16 protein-coding genes are annotated in these 24628 nt (G+C 38.3%); 3 read left to right on the top strand and 13 right to left on the bottom strand.

What is annotated here, in order from left to right:
• Positions 1-291: 291 nt before the first annotated feature.
• On the top strand, positions 292-2343 hold the full coding sequence (locus Q4597_RS11115; protein ID WP_303406264.1) for an HAD family hydrolase: 2052 nt from the start codon (positions 292-294) through the stop codon (positions 2341-2343).
• A gap of 3 nt (positions 2344-2346) precedes the next feature.
• Here the strand turns inward: Q4597_RS11115 and Q4597_RS11110 are convergent, their stop codons facing one another.
• The 9 genes from Q4597_RS11110 to Q4597_RS11070 all read right to left on the bottom strand — a co-directional run bounded on the left by Q4597_RS11110 (position 2347) and on the right by Q4597_RS11070 (position 13539).
• Positions 2347-3528 (bottom strand): OmpA family protein, encoded by a 1182-nt coding sequence (locus Q4597_RS11110; protein ID WP_303406263.1) that lies wholly within the window; start codon positions 3526-3528, stop codon positions 2347-2349.
• A 128-nt stretch (positions 3529-3656) separates the two neighbouring features.
• Positions 3657-4112, bottom strand: a complete 456-nt coding sequence (locus Q4597_RS11105; protein ID WP_303406262.1) for a hypothetical protein — start codon at positions 4110-4112, stop codon at positions 3657-3659.
• 1 nt (position 4113) lies between these two features.
• Positions 4114-5259, bottom strand: coding sequence for an N-acetyl-alpha-D-glucosaminyl L-malate synthase BshA (gene bshA / locus Q4597_RS11100; protein WP_303406261.1), 1146 nt, complete (start codon positions 5257-5259; stop codon positions 4114-4116).
• Positions 5260-5402: 143 nt separating this feature from the next.
• Positions 5403-8315 carry a glycoside hydrolase family 3 N-terminal domain-containing protein gene (locus Q4597_RS11095; RefSeq protein WP_303406260.1) on the bottom strand — a complete coding sequence of 971 codons (2913 nt, stop codon included), beginning with the start codon at positions 8313-8315 and terminating at the stop codon, positions 5403-5405.
• A gap of 104 nt (positions 8316-8419) precedes the next feature.
• Positions 8420-8902 carry an ABC transporter ATPase gene (locus Q4597_RS11090; RefSeq protein WP_215439951.1) on the bottom strand — a complete coding sequence of 161 codons (483 nt, stop codon included), beginning with the start codon at positions 8900-8902 and terminating at the stop codon, positions 8420-8422.
• A gap of 36 nt (positions 8903-8938) precedes the next feature.
• Complete coding sequence (locus tag Q4597_RS11085; protein WP_303406259.1) at positions 8939-9730, bottom strand: (Fe-S)-binding protein; 792 nt, start codon at positions 9728-9730, stop codon at positions 8939-8941.
• 52 nt (positions 9731-9782) lie between these two features.
• On the bottom strand, positions 9783-11111 hold the full coding sequence (locus tag Q4597_RS11080) for a (Fe-S)-binding protein (protein WP_215914270.1): 1329 nt from the start codon (positions 11109-11111) through the stop codon (positions 9783-9785).
• Positions 11112-12083 (bottom strand): MlaD family protein, encoded by a 972-nt coding sequence (locus Q4597_RS11075; protein WP_215914269.1) that lies wholly within the window; start codon positions 12081-12083, stop codon positions 11112-11114.
• A 100-nt stretch (positions 12084-12183) separates the two neighbouring features.
• Positions 12184-13539 carry an N-acetylmuramoyl-L-alanine amidase gene (locus Q4597_RS11070; RefSeq protein WP_303406258.1) on the bottom strand — a complete coding sequence of 452 codons (1356 nt, stop codon included), beginning with the start codon at positions 13537-13539 and terminating at the stop codon, positions 12184-12186.
• A gap of 104 nt (positions 13540-13643) precedes the next feature.
• Between Q4597_RS11070 and Q4597_RS11065 the strand changes: the two genes are divergently transcribed.
• Both Q4597_RS11065 and Q4597_RS11060 read left to right on the top strand, forming a co-directional pair.
• Entirely contained in the window at positions 13644-16394 is a 2751-nt protein-coding gene (locus Q4597_RS11065) for a putative LPS assembly protein LptD (protein WP_303406257.1), read from the top strand.
• Positions 16395-16485: 91 nt separating this feature from the next.
• The gene (locus Q4597_RS11060; RefSeq protein ID WP_303406256.1) at positions 16486-16866 is read left to right on the top strand and encodes a RidA family protein; all 381 of its coding nucleotides are present in this window, start codon (positions 16486-16488) and stop codon (positions 16864-16866) included.
• Positions 16867-16921: 55 nt separating this feature from the next.
• Here Q4597_RS11060 and Q4597_RS11055 read toward each other — a convergent pair whose 3' ends face one another.
• From Q4597_RS11055 to Q4597_RS11040, 4 genes are all read right to left on the bottom strand, one after another.
• Positions 16922-17773 carry an N-acetylglucosamine kinase gene (locus tag Q4597_RS11055; RefSeq protein ID WP_303406255.1) on the bottom strand — a complete coding sequence of 284 codons (852 nt, stop codon included), beginning with the start codon at positions 17771-17773 and terminating at the stop codon, positions 16922-16924.
• Between the two features lie 82 nt (positions 17774-17855).
• Positions 17856-18857: a type I glyceraldehyde-3-phosphate dehydrogenase gene (gene gap, locus Q4597_RS11050; RefSeq protein WP_215439938.1), complete on the bottom strand. Its 1002-nt coding sequence runs from the start codon at positions 18855-18857 to the stop codon at positions 17856-17858.
• Positions 18858-18878: 21 nt separating this feature from the next.
• Positions 18879-19865, bottom strand: coding sequence for a 6-phosphofructokinase (gene pfkA / locus Q4597_RS11045; protein ID WP_215914265.1), 987 nt, complete (start codon positions 19863-19865; stop codon positions 18879-18881).
• A gap of 275 nt (positions 19866-20140) precedes the next feature.
• Positions 20141-24571, bottom strand: coding sequence for a translocation/assembly module TamB domain-containing protein (locus Q4597_RS11040; RefSeq protein WP_303406254.1), 4431 nt, complete (start codon positions 24569-24571; stop codon positions 20141-20143).
• Positions 24572-24628 lie beyond the last annotated feature (57 nt).

The following is a 24628-nucleotide window of genomic DNA, read 5'->3' as shown; positions in this document are numbered from 1 at the left end:
CCGGCTTTTTAAAACCGGTTCTGCCGTTCATCGAATATTTTCTTAATATTTTCTTAAAAAACGTCCAGACACTACACTTCGTCGTATATATTCGCAGTTAAACCCCGTAAACGAGAACATCGTGGCTGAATTAAATAAAAGTTCCCAAAAGTCGACCCTAAAAGTTTGGTTCGCAGAATTGAAAGAAGATATTATTCTTTCTATTTATCATAGATCCCCAATAATTTTTCTTCTATTTATCCGTTAGATCTGTCAATTAGAAGTTAATTAAATTATTTTAACTGATCCCCCTTGATAGACCTGAAGCGTAGAATTTCGCGGTTTCCAAATCGGGAAGTTCTTTTTACAGACTTCTTTGATACACTAGTTCATCGTACTGTACACCCCAACTATGCTTTACGCTTATGGGGCAAATTTATGGTCCGGGAGCTTGGTATGAAACTTTCTTCCGAAAAACTCTTTACAATACGTAACGAATCATTATTGTACCTCGGGAAAAAGCAACACCGGTCTACACTGGAGATAAAATACAAAGAGGTTATTGAAGAAGTCTACAGAAGACTTATCAATTCAGAGAATCTACATGATGTTCCATTCGCTAGATTCAAAAACCTATTTGAAAACGCAGATTATATTGCGGAAATATCCGTTCAGTTTAAAAATGACGAGCTTATTGAAATTCTTTCGTATTATAAACAGAAAGGATATAAAATATATTTACTATCAGACTTTTACCTTTCCAAAAGGGTAATTTTAAGAATACTAGAGCATCATAAAATTGCAGACCTCTTTGATGCTGTATTTATATCAAGTACCGTAGGACTTAGTAAAGAAAAAGGTGGATTATACCCATATGTACTTGATAAGACCAATACAGAAGCTAAATCTGTATTGATGATTGGAGACAATAAAAAAAGTGATGATATAAACGCCTCCAAATATGCTATTGACTCCTTACATTTAAAACATTTTTCGCATAAATTCAGGAACAAACGTAATCTTTTAGGATCTGATAAAAATGATTTTAGAAAGGCCTGTAACCTTATTAAATCAAGATGTTTAAATAGTGAACATAAGTTTAGTGAATATATAATTCATTTCTATTTCTTTACGGAAAGACTCTATATTAATGCCAGAAGAAATGGGACCAAAGACTTATTTTTCCTCGCCAGAGAAGGTCATTTTCTAAAACAATTGTTTGATTGTTATCAAGAAATGAACTTATTTAAATGTGAAGAAAAGATAAACACACATTACCTAAAGGCTTCTAGACAATCTGCCACCCAACTGGCCTTGCGACCTTTGGAAAACGAAGATTTTGAAGAGCTATTAAGGAAGTTTGGAGATATGTCCTTACAGCATTTTCTTGATTGGTTTCCTTTTTCGGACACTACCAAGAACAACATTACCAAAGACATACCCGCCTCTAAGGACGAGACCATAACGGACTTCTTTAAATCGCCCACTATGGAACTTCTTAGAGAAAACGAAGCTTTTCAAATTGCCTACGAGAAAAATAGAAATTTACAGAAAACTGCATTTTTAACGTATCTAAAATCTTTTGGAGCCAATTATGAAAAAGATGGCCTTGCCCTAGTTGATGTTGGTTGGGGAGGAACCATGCAAGAGAGTATTTACAAGTTCCTAAATAAGAAAACACCGGTAACCGGGTACTACTTAGGTTTAAAGGAAATATATAATATAGAAAAGGACACCAAAAGATTTGGTTTGAATTTCTCCATATATCCTAGCCAAGATTTCTATGATGATATCCTAATGGCAAATGGACAACTTTACGAACAATTGTTAGCTGCACCCCATGGCAGTACATTAGCCTATAAGTTTGCAGAAGAAGGAGAGTCCCCAACCGTTGAATACCATGAACCCAATGAGAAAATGGTTTTCGATAAATTTATTTCTCCTATTCAAGATTACATGTACACAGAATTTAAAAATCTGTTTACAGAACTTCGTCCTATAGATTACTCAGAGCAAGTAACCCAGGAGTATATAACGGATATGGCTTTACGAACTGGTATATTCACCAACAGAAAGAAGCTTAATTTCATAAAACAAATTACTAAGGGGTTCTACCAAAACGTAGGCGAAAATAAAGTTGGTCTAGAATACGACCCCAATCAAATAACTATTTCCAAAATAGGTCTTATCAAAACCTTTATAAAATCGCCTGAAAAGGTCTTTAGATACTTGGTAAAGATAAAACCCTTCTTGTACTACAAAGGCTTCTATTGGCTTTCTTGGCCGGTAAATTTATCCTACTACTATATTAAGTTCAACTTTTGGGCCAAGAGAAAATGGCTTAAGAAAGGCTTAATCTCTTAGTAACTAAAATTTAGCAATTATAAATTCTGATCGTCTGTTTATTTGGTGCTTTTCTTCACTACAATGCGTAGTATCATCACATTCATTCAACAAATTGCTTTCACCATAAGCTTCGGCAGAAAGTCTACTAGCTTCAACGCCCTTCTTCAAAAGATAGGCTTTGGTTCTATCTACCCTTCTTTGGGATAACCAGTCATTATATTTTGATGCACCTCTAGAATCCGTATGGGAAGTAATTTTCAATTCCAATTCCGGATGTTTTTCCAGAATAACCGCTAACCCATCCAATACTTTTTTCGATTTTGCATTTAAGTAGGATGAATTCAAGTCAAAGTAAGCAAAACCTAAATCATTAATTTCTGCTTTTATTTTTGCTTTACGTTGGTTCTCTGCCTCTAATTTGGCCTTTTCTGCAGCAGCCAAACGTGCCTCTTCCTTTTCTTTCGCCAAGCGAGCGGCTATTGCAGCCTGTTCTCTTTCCCGTTGCTCAACGGCAGCAAGAGAATCTTTTTCTTTTTGAAGCTTTTGGGCCAATTCTTCCATTAGGGCCAACTTCTCTTCTCCTTTTTTGGACAATCCCTTTTCTATGCCAAATTGATACACTACTCCGGCAGCATGTTGCAAATGATTGGTGGCCTGATCATTATTGGCCGACCACTTTCCTGATGAACTAAAATCCAGTCCAATTCTATCGGAAAACCAAGTTCTAAAGCCTACAACCGCATTATAAGTTCCCCTTGGCTGATTGTTCGCATCTGTATAGCCAGCACCAACACCCAAGTAGGGGTCAAACCAGCCCGTTTGTCCTATAATTTTATTAAGATCATAAGTTAATCTTGCATCCAGCCCATAGTAGTGAGATTCTTCAAGGTTTGTTTCTCCATCAATAAACTTACCTATCTTATATTTATTATAGCTACCAATAGCCTCTACTCCTATTCCACTTTTAAAATATCTGCCTATGCTTACCCTAGATGGATAAGAAAGTACGTTCCACTGCTCGCCAAATGAAAAGAGCTCGTCAAAAACATCACCAGAATCATCCACAATGTTGTAGCCAATGCCAAACATCCATGAGCTCTTTAAAATACTATCTTTTTTGGTAAGTTGAAGTTCTTCTTGTGCCTGTAGCAAATTGACCGAAGCGCATAGCATAGCCACTATATAATACGTATAGGTTTTCATAGCAATTAGATTTGGGTGTTCTAACTACAAAGTAATGACTATCAAACCAATAAGACTACAATACACTTTGAACGGTAACAAAATTCGATGGTCTGCTGGAATTATAATATTCTTAACAGCCCTTAACGTTACTGTTGTAAGAGGATATTTTTCTGTGTAAGTGGTAATTTGTATACGGAGAACGGTGTAATTATAGAAGTTGATGTATCAACGTTACCGGTAATATTTTCAACTTTTAAAACAAGCTGGTCTTCGGTCTCATTTTCAACGAACAACCTAGGTTGAAAGGAGTTTTCCCTCTTTCCAGCACAATAAATAACCAAAACTTCCTTTGAAAAATCTACTTGAGGGACCGGTAACCCTGGTTTCCTTGTTCTGTTAACCGTTGAATAAAACTTCTGCAACGTTTTCATATCCGTAACTACCAAGAATTCTTCTTGGTCCGAACCGCTATAATTATCACTTTCTATAAGTTGCAATCGGGCTTGGGTTAGGGTTTGTAATTCTCCATCATTCTCTGCCCTCTTCTCCTGCACTTTACAGGTTGAAAACAAGACTAAAAAAATTAAGAGAACGGATTTCATACTAACTATACGATTTATCAAATCTTGCCTTATATGCTTTTTCATAAAGGGCTTCGTACAAAGGTAAAACCTTCATTATATCAAAACGCTCAGCAGAAATAACGGCATTTTTCTTGAACGTTTCCAAAGTTGCATCGTCCTTTAAAATACTTATGGCATTCTTAGCCATATCCACAACATCGCCAACATCACTTAAGAAACCGGTAATTCCATGTTCATTAACCTCTGGTATACCTCCAGCATTACTGGAAATAACAGGTACTTTATTTATCATGGCTTCCAGAGCGGCCAATCCAAAACTCTCCGACTCGGATGGCAATAAAAATAAATCGGAAAAACACAGTATCCGGTCTATCTCATTACTATTCCCTAAAAATATCACCCTATCCGAAATTCCTTTTTCCTCACATAACCTTTCGGCATTTGCTTTTTCAGGACCTTCTCCTACCATTACCAATTTGGCCGGAATTTCTTTCTGTACCCGGTCAAAAATCTCAATTACATCAGGAATACGTTTTACCTTTCTAAAGTTACTGATGTGGGTGATAATCCGTTCATCATCCTCTGCCATCAAAGAACGCTGACAGTCCGTAAAAGATGTGCTGTAATTTGATTTATCAATAAAGTTGGGTACAACCTCTATTTCCTTTTTTATATCAAAAATTTCCATGGTGTTTTGTTTCAGGTTTTCTGAAACCGAAGTAACCACATCCGATTTATTGATGCTAAAGGTAACCGCAGGTTTATAGAACGGATGCTTACCAACCAAAGTAATATCCGTACCATGCAGTGTTGTAATCATAGGTACGTATATGCCTTCTTCCTCCAACATCTTTTTTGCCATGTAACCTGCATACGCATGCGGTATTGCATAGTGCACATGAAGAAGGTCTATCTTATGAAGCTTTATAGTATCTACCAATTTACTTGATAAGGCCAGTTCATAAGGCTGATATTTGAATAGAGGATATTCGGGCACATGAACCTCATGAAAATAAATCTTGTTGCCCAAAAGCCCCAAACGAACCGGTTGCTTATAGGTTACAAAATGAACTTCATGACCTCTATTGGCCAAAGCTATACCCAGTTCTGTGGCTACTACACCGCTGCCCCCAAAAGTAGGGTAACAAACTATTGCTATTTTCATTAGTCAAATTTAGCTAAATCTATAAAGTATGTCGGTATAAGTTGTTCTAAATTTTAAACCTGCCTCTAGATTGCACACGAAACGCGCTGTATATCAATTGAGAAATTGATATACAGTGAAGTACAACATGAAAAAAGATTGATTTAATTTAGAATGGCATCATAGATAACCTGCTGAATCCGGGTTCTTAACCCTGATTTTATCAAAAGTGTATTGGATGAAGACGGGTATGTTCTATTGGATAAGAACACATAAACAATCTCTTCCTCAGGATCGGCCCAAGTGTACGTACCCGTAAAACCACTATGCCCAAAACTTTTCCTTGAAACGCATCCACAAGTAGGTCCGCTATCTTTTAGTTGGGGTTTATCAAAACCTACACCCCGTCTCACATTTTCATCACAAAAATAACAGGTATTGAATTTTTTCACGGTACGGGCGTCCAAGAACCTGGTTCCCCCATACATACCGTTCTGCAAGTACATTTGCATAATCTTAGCTACATCTTCCGCATTGCTAAAAAGGCCTGCATGGCCTCCTACACCGCCTTGCATGGCAGCGCCCATATCATGAACATAGCCCTGAACGGTTTCATAGCGGTAATACTTATCTTCTTCAGATGGAACAATCCTATTTTTTGGAAATTTCTCAAGTGGATTATATGCCGTACTTGTTGCACCTATCGGTTGATACAGAAACTTATCTACTTGCTCATCTAACCGTTTCCCGCCTACTTTTTCTGCATATTTTTTCATGACATAATACCCTACATCACTATATCGGTACCGGTTGGATTTTAAATCTTGACGCCCAATCCTATTATAAATTGAATCGTTATAAGCATCGGTCAAATATAACTTGTCCGTTACCTTATACGAAAAACCATCAGTTGGTTCCGTTCTATAGAACTCCTTTGAGGGCTTTCGGTTTTTATCAAGCGTATCTACATAGAAGGCAATCCATGCCGGAAGGCGCCCATAATGGGACAAAGCTTTTAATACGGTAACATTTTTTAATTCCGTATCTGCGTACTCCGGGATTAAATCTTGAAATGTACTATTAAGTTTAATATCTCCCTCTTCTTCCATTTTCATAATCATAGGAAGTGTTCCTAAAATTTTAGTGATGGATGCCAAGTCATAAATACTCTGAGTGGTAATACTATCCTTGGAATCATAGGTAGGCTTTCCAAAACCTTTATTGTAAACAACCTTCCCTTTGCGGGCAATCAAGACCTGAGCCCCGGGAAACATTAACGAATCAATTCCATGCCCTACCAAAGTATCTACTTGGGCCAGTTTAGCGGCATCAAAACCTACTCTTTCCGGGTAACTGTATCCTAACCGTAACAGAGACTTTAACTTCACCTGAGTATTAACAGGAAAATCTTGGTTTGCTGTAACAGGAAGCTTTCCATCCGTAGGAATAGCACCAAAAATCGCTTGAGCGGCCTTACGCTGTGCCAATTCACTATTTTGATAGGCGACCAACACCGCGTCTATACTTTTGAAAGAAGGTACATCTAAGAGCGCATAGGGCTTAGCAAATACAGATAGAATGAGGTTGGAAGTCCTTTCCTCGGCTATCTCCTTCAACCATTGCAGTTCTTTTTTTGAAAATTTATAGGCTTTCCACGGACTTTCATTGCTCTTATGATGACCAATAATCACCAAGTTGTAATCTTTAAGTTTGTTCTTTAGCGTGCCAATATCGCTCGCATTTACCTGAGTAACCTTAGCATACTTGTTCAGTTCTTCAACAAATGGGTCGCTATCCGCATCGCCAAACTTTACATAAGCAATCTTTTTATTCTCCAATTGCTTTATGCCCATTAGGTAAAAGTTGTTCTTTACAACAGTAAGTGCCTTTTCAATAGCCTCTTCATAGACCAAATCATCCGTTCTAGAATTTAAATCCTCATATAAATTCTCTAATTGAATGGGTTTGTAGTCGTTGAGTCCCACTTTGTATTTGGCCATTAGAATTTTCTTTACCGAACTAGCCAATCTTTCTTCGGAAATTTTCCCTTTATTATATGCTTTTGTTAGTTTTTCTTTAGCCTTTGCCACCTCTGTAGGCATTAATAGAATGTCATTCCCGGCCATAAACGCAGCTACTTCAGCATCACCGTCCTTACCGTGGTTGGTTACGCCTTTCATGTTAAGGGCATCGGTAAAAACCAGACCCTCAAAGCACATTTCTTCTTTGAGCAAACCTGAAATAATTTGTTCCGACAGCGAAGAAGGAAGCTCTTTTTTCAGTTCCAAGGCCGGAACTTCTAAATGTGCTACCATTACACTACTTAGGCCCTCATCTATCAACCTTCTAAACGGATATAATTCTACACTATCCAAACGTTCTCTTGTAAAATTGATGATAGGAAGAGCTTTATGTGAATCCGTGGCCGTATCTCCATGCCCCGGAAAGTGCTTTCCACTAGAAAGTACCCCTGCACTTTCCATACCTTTCATAAAGGCAATACCTTTTTCGGCTACATTTTCTCGATCTTCACCAAAAGAACGGTTACCTATTATTGGGTTTTGTGGGTTTGTGTTGATATCTACATCAGGAGCAAAATTAATATGGACACCTAAGCGCTTGGCATGTTGCCCTATTCGCTCACCTACCTTATAAACAATGGTGTTATCCGTAATAGCCCCTAAGGTCATGTTCCAAGGAAAAGCGTAGGTAGAATCCAACCGCATGGCCAAACCCCATTCCGCATCCATACCAACCATAAGGGGTACCTTTGCTACAGATTGAAATTCATTGGTAAGTTTTGCCTGTCTAATTGGACCTCCGGTGGAAAATATAACCCCTCCTATTTGCTGTTCCTTAATGAGGCTTTTTATCTTGTCCGTACTGGATTTTGCCTGGTCCGAAGCTACCATAACCATAAAAAGTTGCCCCAGCTTTTGATCCAAGGTCATTTCATTGTATCGCGCATCTACCCAATTGCTCTGCGCCAAACTATCTTTGGTTACCAAAGGATGTTGCTGGGCACTGACACTCAGAAATACGAAAAAAAGAAAGGAAAAAACAGGAAAAAACCGCATTATAAAATAGATCTATGGCAATAACTAAAAACTAAAAGGAATATTGCATTTCATCCGATATATATAATGAAATCAATACCTCAGAAAATAAAAAAATAGTATTACTACATAAAACGGGAATGCCAACTTTCCGATGCCGGCACCTCCCAATGTTCCTGATATTCCTCTTTGTTGGTAACTAGATTATTGAAAACAATGGTGTTTTTTGAGACGGCTTTTTGCTTTGCCATCTTTTTAAAATCCACAAGAGGCTTGTAGGCAATATGCTCTCCTTGCTTATAGGAAACATTCATCTTATCCAACAGCTCAACATTGTATTTTTTTTCTAAATGTTGAATAAAATGTACAGATGCATCAATAGAACAACCTGATGCCGCTGTAGCACTCTGATCCAAAGCCAATACTATAAATCTCCTATATTTAATTTCGTATCCGGCCTTTAATTGACTGCCATGAGCCGTCCACTCGGTAATGAACGCATCCAACTCTTTCTGAATTTCTTCTAGTTCTGTTTCGGTAAAGCTGCGGCTACCTTGATAAATCCAAATGCGTGAAGCATTGGGTAATGTATTAAATTCTACTAGCATTTTAGTGTTCTAAATTTGGGGTTCTTATTGGGGCATTTATAAGTCTTCGGCAGAAGCCATAAGCTCTGCTATATCCATTACTGCAATGGCTCCTTCTTTCTCTTTATTCTTTACACCATCCGTCATCATAGTATTGCAAAACGGGCACCCGGCGGCAATAATTTCCGGCTGTGTTTCCAATGCCTGTTCGGTTCGCTCTATATTAACGTCCTTATTGCCTTTTTCCGGCTCCTTGAACATTTGGGCACCACCGGCACCACAACATAGTCCTTTTTCCTTACAGCTTTTCATTTCTATAAGCTCTGCATCCAATTTACGGATCAAATCCCGGGGAGCTTCATAAACATTGTTGGCCCTACCTAAATAGCACGGATCATGATAGGTTATACGCTTACCTTTAAATTTTCCACCTTCCAAAGTAATTCTTCCATCTTCAAAAAGCTTTTTCAAGAATTGCGTATGATGAACTACCTCGTAATGACCGCCCAAACCGGGGTATTCATTTTTAATGGTGTTAAAACAATGCGGACAGGCCGTAACTATTTTGTTAATCCCATAGGCATTCATCACCTCTATATTGGTGACTGCCTGCATTTGGAACAAAAATTCGTTTCCCGCTCTTTTTGCCGGGTCTCCGGTACAGCTTTCTTCGGTTCCCAAAACGGCAAAAGAAACATTTGCCTTATTCAACAATTGAACAAATGCTTTGGTTATCTTTTTTGCCCTATCATCAAAACTACCTGCGCAGCCAACCCAAAACAAAACTTCGGGTTTTTGACCTGCAGCAAAAAGCTCTGCCATTGTTGGAACTCTTAATTCGTTCGCCATTCTATAAAATTCAAGTTCTATAAATTATTCTAGTGTCCTTAAAAGACTATACCTATTCTTCTTTAGCCCAATTTAATCGGTCCATTTGGTTAAAAGGCCAAGGAGCGCCATTATTCTCTACGTTACCCATCATATTATTGAGGTCCGTAGGAGCGGCAGATTCCTCCATTACCAAGTATTGACGCATATCCATAATTATAGAAAGCGGATCAATGCTTACCGGGCAAGCTTGTACACATGCATTACAAGTAGTACACGCCCAAAGTTCTTCTCGGGTAATATAACCATCCAAAAGTTGCTTCCCGTCATCAACAAATTGGCCTTTATTGGCATCTATATTTTTGCCTACCTCTTCCAACCTGTCTCTGGTGTCCATCATTATCTTTCTAGGAGACAGCTTTTTTCCGGTCTGGTTGGCAGGACATTCATCCGTACAACGGCCACACTCGGTACACGTGTAAGAGTTTAACAGTTGTACCCAACTCAAATCCATAACATCCGAAGCCCCAAATTTAGCCGGTTCGGCAGACTCTTCTTCGGCTGGAGCGGCAAAAGGGTCGGCAGACGGGTCCATCATCAATTTGACTTCTGCGGTTACCGCATCTAAATTCTTAAACTGTCCTTTAGGCTCTGATTTTCCGTAGTATGTATTAGGAAAAGCTAAAAGTATGTGCAAGTGTTTTGAATAGTACAGATAGTTCAAAAAACAAAGTATACCTATAATGTGTAACCACCATGCCGTGCGTTCAACAAGAATTAATGAACTCACGGACATTCCGTCAAAAAGTGGTGCTATAAACTGACTTACTGGAAACATGCCGGCTTCCGTATAGTGTGCAGCACCCATCTGTTGCAACTGGTAATCAGCACCGTTCATGGTCAAAAAAAGCACCATTAGCACTAATTCTATATAAAGAATAAGGTTACCATCTTTTTTAGGCCAACCGGTCATTTCCGGTTTTAAGAATCTTTTAATCCGGACAATATTTCTACGAATCCAGAAAACGGTTACAGCTACAATAACCAAAAAAGCCAATATTTCAAAAGAACCTATTAAAATATCGTAAACTGTACCGAGTGGGGCAAAAAGACGATGTGTTCCTAAAAGACCGTCCAAAATAATTTCTACAACTTCAATATTTATGATAATGAACCCCACATAGACGATAATATGAAGGAAACCCGCAATAGGACGAACGACCATCTTGGTCTGCCCTAAGGCTATCTTGGCCATATTTTTCCATCTCTGCCCTGTATTATCGGACACATCAACATCTTTACCCAGCTTAATATTTCTGGACAAACGTTTTACATTCCTAGCAAAGAAGCCAATACCGGCTACGAGTACGATTAAAAATAAAATATTGGGTAAGTATTCCATTTATTGTTCAGTTTGTTGAGGGTTGGCCGGGTCTTCTTCAGGAAGTTCATATTCCTTTTGCTTTTTACCAAAAACAGAAACATTTACATATCGTTTCGGGTTTAAACGAAAATCCTGTAACAACAAATCTAATTCTCTAGATGCATTGTTTAAATTATTGTACAATTCTTCGTCCTTCATGAGCTTACCTAATGTACCGTCTCCCTTTTCTATATTGGCCATCAGTTTATTTAAATTGCCCATAGTAGACTCAAGATTTGCCAATGTACGTCCTAAGCCTGCGTTATTCAATGAATCGGACAGTTTAGCAAAATTGGATGTCAATGTTTCAAAATTATCCAAAGATTCGTTCAATCTACTCTCATTACTGCTCAAAATTCTGTTAAGCACTTCGGCACTTTTTTGAAAACTAGCTACGGTACTGTTCAATCCGCTTAAAGTTTCCCTTAAATCTCTTTTGGCCTTATCATCCAGAACTTCGTTTACGTTCATAAGCAAACTATCTGCATTCGTAACCGCGCCTTCTACTTTTTGTTGCAGAGGAGTAAGTTGTTTTTGGACCAATTGTGTAAGCCCCAATTGAATTCTACTTGGTAAAGTATCTCCCGTTTTTGCCATGGGAGCACCATCAAAAACAGGTTTTATCTGAATACCCTTACCTCCTATAATACCTGTGTCATAGAGTTCTGCGGTACTATTTTTAGAAAAATCGAAATCGCTCTTAATAAAAAGTTCCACCGATAAATCTCCGCTTTCATCTTTAAATTTCACACCGGTAACGTTCCCCACCACAAAACCATTTATGGTTACCGGAGTCCCTACCTGCAGGCCTCCAACTTCCTTATAAACAGCATTTAAAGTTTTACCATCTTCAAACAATGGCGACGATTTTAAGTAGCTAAAACCTAAGATGAACAACAGTATACCGCCTATAACGATAATTCCTGTTTTGATTTCCCTGGATAGTTTCAAAAGGATCGATTTTGGGTTAATAAGAGACTTTCATAAAGCTGAAGGTCTCTAACAAAATTAGAAATAAAATATGGAAGGTACTTATTTATTGCTGTGAAACCTACTTGAGGCTATCTTTAAAAGGTATACGCTTACCATCTCTATAGGCCACAATATATGATGTTTTATACCCTTTTAAATCGGCATTGGACTTCAACATTTTTGCTTCCTCTAGCGAACTTGTTTTTCCATAAACATACCTAAACAGGTTTTTATAAGGCTCCTTTTCAACCCGGTTCAACCCATTAAAAGAGGAGGGTCGTAACGGAATATTTTTGGCGCTAGCCATAATTTGAACCTTATAAATAACATTAGATTTAGTTTTGGATGGTGTATCCGGTGCCTTCTGTTCTTTAGGCTCCTCTTTAACCGAAACAGCTTTTTCACCACTTTCTTTGGCCTCATCTATAATCTGAACCGCATTCTTTGTTTTTTCTTCTACTGCAACCTCGGTAGTCTTGGCCACAGACGGCTTATCTTCTATTTTCTTTGTTGCCACTTTTTTCTTAACCGGACTTTCCTTTTTAGCTTTCTCTTCTTTTGCTGGTGCCTTAACAACTTCCGGTTCTGGCACATCTGGAATGGTATTGGGTGTGAAATCCGCTATATTGGCCATCGCATTCTTTTTGTAGGTAAGAATAGCTTCTGCAATTGAAGTGGCCATTTCATTCTGACCTCTACTGGAATTGAGATACGCACCTTCTTCTTTATTGGTCAAAAAACCTGTTTCTACCAATACACTTGGCATTACGGTCTGGTGTAAAACAATAAACCCGGCTTGTTTTACCTTTCTATCGGTACGTTTTAATTTATTGGAAAAATTATCTTGGATAGCTTTTGCCAAAGCAATGCTCTGATCCAAAAACTCTTCCTGCATAATGGTAAGACCTATAACCGATTCTGGAGAATTTATATCATAATCCGCATACTTGGCTTTATAATTGTCCTCTAGATAGATAACGGAATTCTCTTTCTTTGCAATCTCAAAATTCTGTTTATTGGCATGCAACCCCAAAACAAAGGTGCCGGCACCGTGTGCATTGGATGTATGGGAATCGCAATGTACGGAAACAAAAAGGTCGGCATTGGCTTTGTTGGCTATTTGCCCTCGTTCATAAAGGTCTACAAATGTATCGTCATCCCTCGTGTAGATTACCTTTATATCCGGATTCTTCTCCAATTCCTTACCCGCCTTCAATACAATATTCAGTGCTATTTTCTTCTCTAAATAGCCGTTTCCAAGGTTGCCGGGATCATGACCACCATGACCTGCATCCAACACCACAACAAACTTATCATTATCGTTATCTTGGGCATTATTTTTGTGAAAAGAAGATAATAATAGTGTTAAAAAAACAATAGGAAATAAAAGAAACCGTCGTACGCGCATGTTCTCACTATGTTTATAAGCCTTCATTATGGTTAAATTTATGGTAACACCCTGTATGGGGAACGAAAAATATATGTAAGTTTGGACTCCGAAAATAAAGCCAAACGGTTACAAAAATAGGATATATAGCCTTGCAATCAAACAAACATCTTTTTCTTTTACTGGCATTGCTATTTGTTGGCACTTTCTCCTCACTTGCACAAGAAGATGGTATTATACCATTACCCATTAAGGCAGAAAAGGATACAATTATTGCGCCACTTTTTCCCGACCCGGCTAAAAAGGACAGTATTTCAGGGGACTCCACCGCTTTAAAAAGAAAAAATGGAAAGGACCCTCTTCTTCTAGATAAAATTAAATACAAGGCCAAGGATTACGTTAAACTTAGCCAAAAGGACCAAAAGATATACCTCTACAACGAAGCGGAAATCTATTATCAAGATACCGAGTTAAAGGCGGGTATCATTATAATGGACTATATAAAGAACGAGGTATATGCCGGCCGGATCAAAGATTCCCTGGGTAACTACACCCAACTCCCCTATTTTAAACAGGGAGACAATGAGGTAAGACCGGATAGTATCCGCTTTAATTTTGACACCCAAAAAGCACTTATCTGGAATTCCAGAACCGAACAACAAGCAGGTCTTGGACAATTGGGAAGTGATGCCATGAAGGTATATGCCGAAATCACAAAAAAAGAAAATGATTCAGTTTACTTTTTACATGAAGGAAAACTCACGACATCAACCGATACGGTAAATCCAGATTATTACATCCGTATTAGAAAGGCGAAGTTTGTCCCTAAAAAGAAGGTTATTGCCGGTTTCAGTAATCTTTACATAGCAGATGTTCCCACGCCCGTGGCATTGCCATTTGCCTATTTCCCCTTAACAGTTGGCCGGTCTGCAGGTTTAATGATGCCTACATTCGGTAACGATCCGGACAGAGGTTACTTTTTACAGAACGGAGGGTATTATGTTCCTTTCTCCGATTATGCGGATATTACCCTTACGGGAGATTTCTATACTAACGGAAGCTATGGTTTTAGAACACAGAGTGTGTATACCAAACGCTATCGCTATCGTGGTAACGTAAACTTTAGGTATGAAAATCTTGTAACCAGCCAAAAAGGGTTTGACGATTACAGCAATAGCAAGGTCTGGAACATTCAAATATCCCACTCCCAGGATACCAAAGCCAGTCCTAATTCACGTTTCTCGGCATCCGTAAACTTAGGAAGTAGTTCTTATTACCAGAACTCTTTAAACCAGGTTAACTTGCCTTTGACACAGAACAATAACCTGTCATCATCTATCTCATATTCAAAGACATTTCCGGCCTATCCGTCCGTAAACATGAGCCTTACGGCCAGCCATTCGCAAAATACGAGTCCTACGGCCCGGGCCAATCCTGATCAAGACAACATACAAATGACATTGCCTACTTTTCAGGCCAGTATGGAACGTATATTTCCATTTGCAAAAAAGGACGGTATAAAAAAAGGCGTAATACAGAATATTAATTTTCAATATGATGTAAACGCTCGTAACTCTCTTACTACCAATGATGAGGATTTTCTAAAAGCGGCCATGTTCGATAATGCCAAAGTGGGTGCCAGACACAGAATCCCCATCAGCACCAACTTTAAAGTTGCCAAATTTTTTAGCGTTACTATGGGTGGTAGCTATGAAGACGTATGGACCCTGGAAACGTTTACCCAGCGGTACGAACTTGGTGAGGACGGCGCCATTGGCTCCGTAGTACGGGATACGATTTCCGGTTTTGACCGCTACAACAAATACAATATGAGTGCCAGCGTTGGAACTACCGTTTACGGTACTTTTAATTTTGGGGAAGACAAAAAAATTCAAGCACTTAGGCATGTTATGAGACCTTCGTTAAGTTACGGCTACTCCCCTTCCTTTGACCAGTTTTATGACGAATACCTCAATAATGATACTGGCGAAGTTGTACAGTACAGCCGTTTTGAGGGTACCTTAAACGGAGCTCCAAGCTTAGGGAAAAGTAATAGTCTTAGTTTTTCTTTGGCCAACACCTTGGAAGCTAAAGTGAGGGACAAGGATTCAACAGCCACCGAACCTAAAAAAGTTCCTATTCTTAGCAATTTTAATATTTCTACCGGATATAATTTTGAATCGGATTCCTTAAAACTAAGCCCACTTAGAATTAACGGTGGAACAAACATTCTAGACAATAAAATGTCCATTAACTTTTCCGCTGGGTTGGACCCCTACGCCATAGACAACAATGGCCGAAGAATAGAAAAGTTTAATATTGATAATGGAGGCAGCCTTTTTAGACTTACCCAGGCCAATCTTAATATTGGGTACTCTATAGACAGTGAAACCTTTTTTGGAAAAAAGGAGGATGAAGAAGAAGAGGACGAAGATGAAGCCGGGGCGTACGATTATGTAGCACAAAGCGGTGGTAGGGATGACGACCTCTTTGGAAGGGCGGATAATTTTGATGACCGCCGTGGTGGGGACGATTACGACAGAGACGAAGATGAAGATATTGACAACCCGCGCTACGGGACAAAAATACCCTGGAATTTCAGGTTAGCTTATTCGGCCAGTTATTTCAATTCGGCCCGCCAGAACGAGTTTAGTAGCCACTCTCTAATGTTTTCAGGAGATATAGAACTTTCTCCCCGCTGGAAGGTTGGTGGCTCCAGTGGTTATGATTTCAAAAATAAAGGCTTCACCTTGACTCAATTGCGTTTTGAACGAGATCTTAAAAGTTTTAGAATGAACTTTAACTGGACTCCATTTGGCCAATACTCCAGATGGTATTTCTTTATCGGTATAAAAAGTTCTATTCTTAGTGATTTGAAATGGGAAAACCGAAGTCAGCGTTAAGAAGCTAAATTCTTCACCGTTTCTTATTTATATTTGCTACCGTTGATGGCTTTGAGCCCAACCTTTTCCTTTTAAACCAAAATACATCATCATGAAAAAAATAATAAACACCACTAACGCCCCGGCCCCAATAGGACCTTACAATCAAGCAATTCTAAGCGGAGATACCCTATACGTTTCGGGACAAATACCCATTGACCCTGCCACAGGAGAGCTTGTTCAAGGAGATATTAAAAGAGAGGCTCGCCAATCTATGGAAAACTTAAAAGCGATACTTACGGAAGCTGATATGACTTTTGAAAACGTGGTGAAGAGTTCTATTTTCCTTACGGACATGAATCAATTTTCAGAAGTAAACGAAGTTTACGGTTCCTATTTTGATAGTGAAACCGCTCCAGCCAGAGAAACCGTTGAAGTAGCCAATTTGCCCAAATTCGTAAATGTTGAAATTTCTGTGATAGCAGTGCGATAAAACAAAACGGCCTTGGTTGTTAACCAAGGCCGTTTTGTTTTCTTTATACAGATTGTTACAAGGTTTCCTTATGGAACTCCATAAGACCTTCAATTGGTCGTTGTCTAATAACACCAACAATCAAATCATTACGTTCCAATACAGTTACCAGCTCATCTCTTAGGTAATGAGCAATACTCCCCACAAAGTTAATTGGCACCTTTGTAGCCAACTCAAACTGCATGATATAGTTGTTTACGAACTGCTGAAAACCTTTATCAATTACTCCTTTGCAATAAGGGTGATTTTTATTCTCAACTAAAAAGCGGGCAAACGTGGCCAAATATGTATTTGGGTTAGGCTGCTTGTACAGGTTTTCCTTTATTACATCAGCATCCAAATCATATTCCTTGGCAAATCTGATTCCTAAATCTTGCGGCATTTTGTGGAAATAGTAATCCCTTATCAACTTTCTTCCAAAAAAGTTACCACTACCATCATCCATAGGGATATAGCCTAACGAAGTTACTTTCTGGAACAACTGATGCCCATCATAATAGCTGCAATTAGAACCCGTTCCCAGAATACAGACTATACCTTGATGACCAATTTTTGTTGTAGAGAAAATAGCTGCGTAGGTATCTTCTTTAACATCGGCCTTTGCATTTGGAAAAAACTCTTTAAAGATTTCCCTAAGGAAACTCTTCATACGCTCCGTTCCACATCCTGCGCCATAGAAATGCAATCTAGAAACCTTATCCCTGTTTTTAGAAAGCTCAAAATTATTGGCCAGTCTATCTTCTATTACTTCTCTTGTTAATACCTCTGGGCTCAACCCTAACGTTTGGGTCAAAAACAACTGATTTCCCTTTTCGTCCAAGGCAATCCAGTCCGATTTTGTGGCCCCACTATCTACAATTAAAATCATAATGTTCTTTTAAAAAAATAATCCTGAAAATAAGCAAATTTTTGCCCACTCTCAGGATTACCATTAGTAATATTCAAAAAAATTACAAACTAGCAACGTGCTGAGCTAAATCTACCATTTTGTTAGAAAAACCAGCTTCGTTATCGTACCAGCAAATTAATTTGAAGAACTTAGAGTTTAATTCAATACCGGCGCCGGCATCAAAAATACTTGTACGTTTATCACTTACGAAATCCTGAGAAACAAGAGCCTCTTCAGTATATCCTAGAACACCTTTCAACTCACCTTCAGAAGCTGCTTTAAAAGCTTTTTTGATTTCTTCGTAAGAAGTTTCCTTTTCAAGACGAACCGTTAAATCTACTACAGAAACATCTGCAGTTGGAACTCTAAAGGCCATACCAGTAAGTTTTCCTTCTAATGCAGGAATAACTTTAGTTACCGCTTTAGCAGCACCAGTAGACGCAGGAATAATATTCAACATAGCACTTCTACCACCTCTCCAGTCTTTTCTAGAAGGACCATCAACAGTCATTTGTGTTGCAGTAGTAGCGTGAACTGTAGTCATCAAAGCCTCTTCAATACCAAAGTTATCGTTCAATACTTTGGCCATAGGAGCTAAACAGTTAGTAGTACAAGATGCATTGGACACAATAGTGTTTGAAGCTTTCACTTCTTTATGGTTAACACCCATTACGAACATTGGCGCATCTTTAGACGGAGCAGAGATAACTACTTTTTTAGCACCACCATCAATATGATATTGTGCAGTTTCCAAAGTTGTAAAAATACCGGTACATTCAGCAACTATTTCAGCACCAACTGCATCCCACTTAATACTTTTAGGATCACGCTCTGCTGTAATTCTTACAGTTTTACCGTTGACGATCAAGTTACCATCTTGAACATCAACAGTACCTTCGAACTTACCGTGTACGGAATCATACTTTAAAAGGTAGGCCAAGTGCTCAACATCCAACAAATCATTGATGGCAACCACATCTACGCCTTCTCTTCTTACAGTTTCTCTAAAGACCAATCTTCCGATACGGCCAAATCCGTTAATTCCTATTTTTAAATCTGACATGTTCTATTGTTTTGAATTTAATTATGTTGTCATTATTTCTGAAACCCTAATAAGCTCCTTATCTATTTTAGTATGACCCTTAATAGCCTTACTGATAGGAGTTAATATAATTTTGTTGTTCTGGATACCCACCATAAAATTGGTCTGGCCTTCCAACAAACTTTCTACCGCCTTTACACCCATTCTACTGGCCAGCACCCTGTCATAACAAGATGGTGCACCACCACGTTGCATGTGTCCTAATACGGATACCCTTACATCATATATAGGTAAATGCTCCTCTACATATTCCTTAAGCTCAAAGACACTTTTTCCTATTTTATCACCTTCGGCAACAACAACGATACTAGAAGATTTTCCGGATTTTTTGCTGCGCTTTAACGATTCTAACAAACGCTCAAGACCACGATTAGCTTCTGGAATAAGAATTTCTTCCGCTCCTGCGCCAACTCCAGTGTTTAAAGCAATATGCCCAACATCCCTACCCATAACTTCTACAAAGAAAAGTCGGTTATGAGAACTGGCTGTATCCCTAATTTTATCGATTACTTCTACTACAGTATTCATAGCCGTATCAAAGCCAACCGTATTGGAAGTACCGAATATGTCATTATCTATTGTTCCGGGAATACCTATTACAGGAAAATGATATTCTTGGTTGAATACCATGGCACCGGTAAAACTACCGTCTCCACCTATAACTACAAATGCATCAATACCTTCTGCCTGCAGTTGCTCATAAGCTTTTTTCCTTCCTTCTGGCGTTCTAAAGTCGTCACAACGTGCAGATTTAAGAATGGTACCACCCTTATTTATAATGTTGTTAACGCTTCTTGCGTCCATTGGCTTAAAATCCCCCTCTATCATGCCCTGATATCCTCTGTAGATACCTACGCAATCTACTTTCATATAGGCACATGTTCTAACAACTGAGCGTATTGCTGCGTTCATGCCGGGGGAATCTCCGCCAGAAGTTAAAACACCTATTTTTTTTATTTCTGAAGCCATTAAAAAAAACTAAGTCGCAAAACTAACAAACTTATTTGAATTCCAACTGTCTTATCCTTCTAATTTAACGTCATGATAACTTAGCTCACATTTTCTTAGTTTTTTCTTTAAATTATAACAAACTTACACTTTAAAACCCCTGTATATTGAGAATGCCGTAAAATGAGGTTTTCCTCCAAACTATAACGTTTTCGAGAATTTTTAGTGATTTCACTGCCGTAAAATAACCCATCTGCAGTTGAAGTTAATGGGCGAAATTTTTCACATAAACGGTTTTATTTTAGCCGTTTATCCTTGGGGTAAAATTTTATTAAACTATCCTTACCCATTACCGAACTAGGGAATTGATCCGGTTTCGGAATTTTCTTTTTTGGTTCTTCCTTCTTTAAAATATTTTTGAAAAGCTCTCTAAAACTATTAAAATCCACCTCATAGGATATACCCACGCCCTGAGTATATCCTAATCTATCAGCCAGATATTCCTGTATTTCATTTTCCCTATTAAAAAACTTGGCACTAAGCGTACCTTCTTCGTTCAGTAGCAACTGAATTTCAAAATTACCGGCCACAACAGTTTCCGTAGTACCCCCAACTGGAACCCCAACTTTTCCATTAAAAAGCAAACGGTCACTTATTTGTGTAGATACCGTAACCCCTATTCTATTTTCGGTTTGATAATCTGCACTCCTGTCCAGAATACCTTGCTCATAGGACAGCCCCAAATTAAATTTATCATTATCACCCAAAACTTGGTTTAAAAGACCTGATGCAGATTGCAACAAATTACCGGTTACCGCTTGCTGGTCTATACCCGTTTGATCATTTACAAATGAACCTTGGGCCAACAAAAACAATGCATTTCTTTCCTCTACCGTGGGATCCTGTAAACGATACTCCAGCTCTGACTGCACTATAGAGTTAGTTCCCGGAAAATCTATATTAAATTCAATATCTGGACTCTCAAGGTCATCTGTTAGCTTAATAACAACCTCGGTTGCTATACGACGGGTATAACCAGGGTTATCCAATAAAGGAGCTGGATTGGCATTTAAAGCATATACAGCTTCAAGGTCCAAAGTAGCTTTTAATGGTTCGCGATCCCACACAATGGTTCCACCAGGTTTCACCTGAAAAGTCTTGTTGATGACCCCTCCAAATTTATAATTGTACTCTCCTTCCACTACAACAAAATCGCCATACATTTCAAAAGCACCCCTAGTATTGATACGGATCAACAAAATCCCTACTCCACTTCCCTTTAAGGAGCTTCCCGTCTTGGTATCGGTTACGATCTCTACCTCGGCATCTGGGGTAACATCTAAATCAAAAGTAAGTTCCAATCCCTGAAATTCATCAAGAACACGTTCTTCCTCTACATGGTTCAACTTGTTTTTTTCAACAAAATTGATAAATGAATAATCTCCAATAGACGCCACATCACTCAACGGAATCTTTAACGAGGTGCCCCTAGCGGTTTTACCTTCAACTTTTATATTCAATGCCTTTGTAGGCCCAAAAATTCTACCCTTACCATCTAAATAACCGGTTCCGTAGTATAAAACCTCCTCTTCAAAATCTGTGTTTAAAATTAAAAGGCGGTCATTCTTTGTATCAACATTTAAATCTAAAAGCCAATTATCAAAAAAGGAATGACTGATCGTGCCATCTAATGTAGCTTTCGTTTTTTTGTCTACATCGGTAATTCTGATCTGGTCAAAATCAAAAGTTTGTTTATCCAGATTCACCCTAGAATTGGCCGCAAAATCATAATCTACGTTTAAATAAGGTATTCCCAGTCCAGCCTTATCCAATGTAAGCGTTCCGCTGAATTCCGGATTATCCACAGGCCCCTGTATACGCGCATTACCACTAACAAAACCTCGGATATGACTAATAATATCCTCTCCCAAGGGTGCAAAGGGCTCTAAATCAAACTTATCCAAACTCACCAATAAATTGGCCTTGGGCATATCTTCTTTGTTATTGATATTACCTACCACGCTGAGTTTTTCAATGCCTTTGTTCGTAATTTGCGAATTTACCGCGAACTCCGTTAAATCTTTGTTCCCAACAATACCCACGGTTAAATCGCCCAAACGCATATCGTTAATGGAAAAATCCTCTACAGCAAGGTTAGAAGATGGCAAGTAGATATTGTCTTTTTGTAGAATATTGAGGGTCCCGTTAACTTCACCCTGCAGCTTTAAACTGTCTATTGCAGGGGTGATTTTATTAAGCGAAACGATTTTAAATTGAAGTTGTAAGTCCTTGTAAGTGGAATCTGCCAACTGCCCTTTAAGCCTAATTTGCTCTTGAGCACTATTGTTCATTACAATCTCCCGAATATCAATACTATCCAACGTACGGTTGATGACTACCTTATTCTTATTGTCGCCATCCTTGTTAAGAATCCATTTGTTCCCCTTAAAATTAACATCTGAAGTTTTAAGACCTATAACGGATTTATTATCCTTATTAAACGTGTGGTAAAAATTGAGATTATAACTATCATTTAGATCACTACCGCCTTTAAATTCCGTTCTAAAGAACAGCGTATCTTTTAAAGTAGTGTTGATTAAATTGAAGTCCTTTACATCATAATAGTTCGTAGAAAGATCGCTTACAGAGATATACGTATTAAATAGCGGGTTCTTGTTATCTATTTTAACATCAATATTATCCGCTTCATTACCGAAAGCAACTATACTAGGCGATTTAAAAGTGAGTTTAAAATCTCCCTCATCTGCTACTATATTTCCTTTTATAAATGTATTAGGGTCAAATTTCACTTCTGGAAAAAAGACATCTACAATTTTATTGTAAATCTTGAAGTTAAAAGCAAGCGTTTGCCCATCCGAAATATTAAAAGGCCTATAATTGGTATAGATGCTACCCAGGGAATTCTGAACCAATCGCCCAAGCTCGGCAACTTTAAAACGCCCTTTCATATACCCGGTTATAATATCCGGTGAATTGATATCTATAACCCTATCACCATTGGCCTCAAAAGTGGAAGACACCTTAAAATCTTCAAAATAATAAGTATCGTTCTTATTCTGAAAAATGGTTTTTGTAAACTTAATGTCGCCCACCAGATTATCCAAAGTGTTTCCGGTGACATCCATATTCACGTTGCCCTTAAATATAGAAATGCTGTCCTTAATGAAATTCAACTTGTTCAAATCTGCATAGTCCACAGACGCAATAAAGTTGAAATCATTTCGGTTTTCACCAAAATCTGCAAGTCCTTTAAAACTGAATTTGACATTCTCATCATTACTCAACAAGGTACCATCAAACAACTGCTCTTTTAGTATTCCCGAAACTTTAAGATTATTATACTCGTAATTATTGAACTCTACGGAGTACACTTCACCTATCACCTCTGTATTCAAGGTTTCCTGCACAAAGCCTTTCCCTTCTACATTAAAATCCAGAGAGGTTTTACCCAGCTTTTTATTCTCGGCAAAATCGCCCAGATCAAAGTCTATTAGCGACACAAAACCTTTATACGTAGCATTATCTATATTATTTATTTCCGAAAGCTCAAGATCGGCATAACTACTACCAATAGCGGTATTCAGATTTACCTTGGCATCTATGGAATTTTCAGTGATAACCGCATCACCACGTATGGTAAACTGTCCCAATTTTTGAAACGAAGACGGTAAGGATTTACCCAAAATATTTGGCATTAGCGCCCGTAACTCATAATAACTAGAAGTTACGTTTTTCATATCTGCACGCATAATGAAAGGCATTTTCCGCACAAATAAATTCTTAAAGTTAAAATCACCCCTAATGCCCGTGTTATCAGATTGCAAGAAAAGCTCGTTGGCGTTCAAATCATTAAGAACACCATTTATTTTAGATGAAAAATTAACCTCCTTGCCTCTCCCGAACTGATCATAAAGCAAATTTATTTCATCAAAAGCCACGGCAGACTCAGTAAACTCCGCAGTAAGATTCACCTTGTTCAGAAAATCGGCAAAATCCTTACGCTCATAATCAAAAACCAAATCGCCCTTTAAATGCGAGCCTACCGTCTGTATCCGCAATGAATCAAAACGCATCTGTTGCTTGGTATATTTAAACTCGGTAGACATTTGTTTTACATCAATACCTCTTTGACTATTAAATGCCATGGTATTTATTTTAGCAGAAACTTCTGGACCTAAAATCTGAAAATCCGTGGCGCCAATATTGAGCTCCTCAAAATCCAACAATAGTTCGTTTTCAAAATTCTCATCTATTAGTTTAAATGTACTGTTCTGAATATCAACATTGGAAGAAGAGAAAAAGAACGGGTCCGTTCCCGGTTTACGTGGTTTTCCGTCATCAAACTTGTCAATGAATACCTCAAGATTAGTATTCCTGTTATCTAAATAGGTTTTTAGCTTAAAATCCAGCTCATCTATTTTAATATCCCCAAATTCCAATTTACCCTTGCTTAAATTACGCATGCTAAGGATGGAAGTAGTGAGCTGGTTTACGTAAAAAAGTGTGTCTTTTTGATAATCTTCAATATACACACCTTCTAAGTTGGTGTCCCATGTAATTAAGGAAATACGGAGCTTATCAATATTTATACTGGTACCAAAGTCCTTGTTAATGGTATCTGTGGCATACTTAGCAAAACTTGTCTGAACAAAAGGCAACGAGAGGATGACCGTACCCAAAATACAGATCAGCACGAGTACCATCATGGTTCTAATCAGTATTTTTCTAAGTTTTTTGATAGGTCTTTATGTTTTACCTTTGCG

It is taken from the genome of Zobellia sp. 1_MG-2023, from assembly GCF_030549125.1.
Classification (GTDB): Bacteria; Bacteroidota; Bacteroidia; order Flavobacteriales; family Flavobacteriaceae; genus Zobellia; species Zobellia russellii.
Note: the sequence above shows the minus strand (reverse complement) of the source record. Positions and strands in the feature narration are given on the sequence as shown.